A 1,513-nucleotide genomic window follows, 5' to 3' on the forward strand; every position below is an offset into this window, starting at 1 on the left:
ACGCAACAGGAGCCCCCGATGAAACGTACGCAGTTCATGCTGGGCCGCGTGATGCAGGGCCTGCTGGCGATCCTGCTGATCGCCACGGTCAACTTCATGCTGGTGCGCGCGGCGCCGGGCGATCCGGTGTCGGTGCTGGCGGGCGAGGCGGGCGCGTCCGATCCGCAGTTCGTGGCGCAGCTGCGCGCGCAGTTCGGGCTCGACCAGCCGATCACGACGCAGCTCGCCACCTACGTCGGCAAGGTGGTGCGGCTCGACCTGGGCTTCTCGTACCGGCAGCAGCAGCCGGTGCTGAAGCTCATCATGGACCGGCTGCCGGCCACGCTGCTGCTCACCGGCACCGCGTTTGCGCTGTCGCTGCTGTTCGGCATCACGCTCGGGGCGCTGGCCGCGCGGCGCGCCGGCAGCTGGGTCGACAGCTCGATCACCGTGGTGGCGCTCATCTTCTATGCCACGCCGCTCTACTGGCTTGCGCTGATGGCGGTGCTGGTGTTCACGGTGCAGCTCGACTGGCTGCCGGGCTTCGGCTTCAGCACCGTGGGCTCCGGCGCCACCGGCCTGGCGCTGGCCTGGGACATCGCGGGCCACCTGGTGCTGCCGGCGCTGACGCTCGCGCTCTTCTACATGGCGGTGTATGCGCGCATGACGCGCGCCGCCATGCTCGAGGTGGCGCAGATGGACTTCGTGAAGACCGCGCGCGCCAAGGGCGTGAAGCCCGGCCGCATTTTGCGGGCGCACGTGCTGCGCAACGCGCTGCTGCCGGTGGTCACGCTCGCGGGCATCCAGGCCGGCGGAATGATCGGCGGCGCGGTGCTGACCGAGACCGTGTTCGCCTGGCCCGGCATCGGCCGCTTGATGTTCGACGCGCTGCTGCAGCGCGACTACAACCTGCTGCTCGGCGCCTTCCTCGTGACCGCGGCCATGGCCGTGCTGTTCAACCTCATCACCGACCTCGTCTACACGCTGGTCGATCCCCGGATCGAGCTATGACCCTGCTGCAAAGTCCATTCTGGCGGCGCTTCTGCCGCAACAAGGGCGCCGTGCTCGGCATGGCCGTGCTGGTGCTGGTGGCGGTTGTCGCCCTCATCGGTCCGTGGGTCGCGACCAACGATCCGTGGAACATGGTCGAGCAGCCGTTCCTGCGGCCGTGGACCGAGCCGGGCTTTGCGCTCGGCACCGACACGCTGGGCCGCGACATCCTCTCCGGCGTGATCTACGGCGCGCGCATCTCGCTCCTGATCGGGCTGGTGTCGACCGTGGTCGCGCTGCTGATCGGCGTGACGCTCGGCGCCATTGCCGGCTACTTCGGCGGCTGGATCGACGCGGCGCTGATGCGCTTCACCGAGCTGTTCCAGGCGGTGCCGAGCTTCGCGMTGGCGATCGTGCTGGTGGCGATCTTCCAGCCTTCGGTGAATTCGATCGTGGTGGCCATTGCCATCGTCTCCTGGCCGCCGGTGGCGCGGCTGGTGCGCAGCGAGTTCCTCACGCTGCGCCAGCGCGACTTCGTGCAGGC

Annotated in this window: 2 protein-coding genes; both read left to right on the plus strand. The window is 69.2% G+C overall.

What is annotated here, in order from left to right; translation table 11 throughout:
• Nucleotides 1–18: 18 nt before the first annotated feature.
• Nucleotides 19–990, plus strand: a complete 972-nt coding sequence (locus tag AC1DOC_RS33155) for an ABC transporter permease (RefSeq protein WP_018903463.1) — start codon at nucleotides 19–21, stop codon at nucleotides 988–990.
• On the plus strand, nucleotides 987–1,513 hold a 527-nt coding region (locus tag AC1DOC_RS33160; protein ID WP_478131510.1), incomplete at its 3' end, for an ABC transporter permease. The genes AC1DOC_RS33155 and AC1DOC_RS33160, both read left to right, overlap by 4 nt.

The organism is Variovorax sp. 01T439_2 (assembly GCF_056398445.1).

What these genes read in the sequence shown, in the direction of transcription:
- AC1DOC_RS33155 (WP_018903463.1), top strand. Translation starts at nt 19, where the DNA reads ATGAAACGTACGCAGTTCATGCTGGGCCGCGTGATGCAGGGCCTGCTG.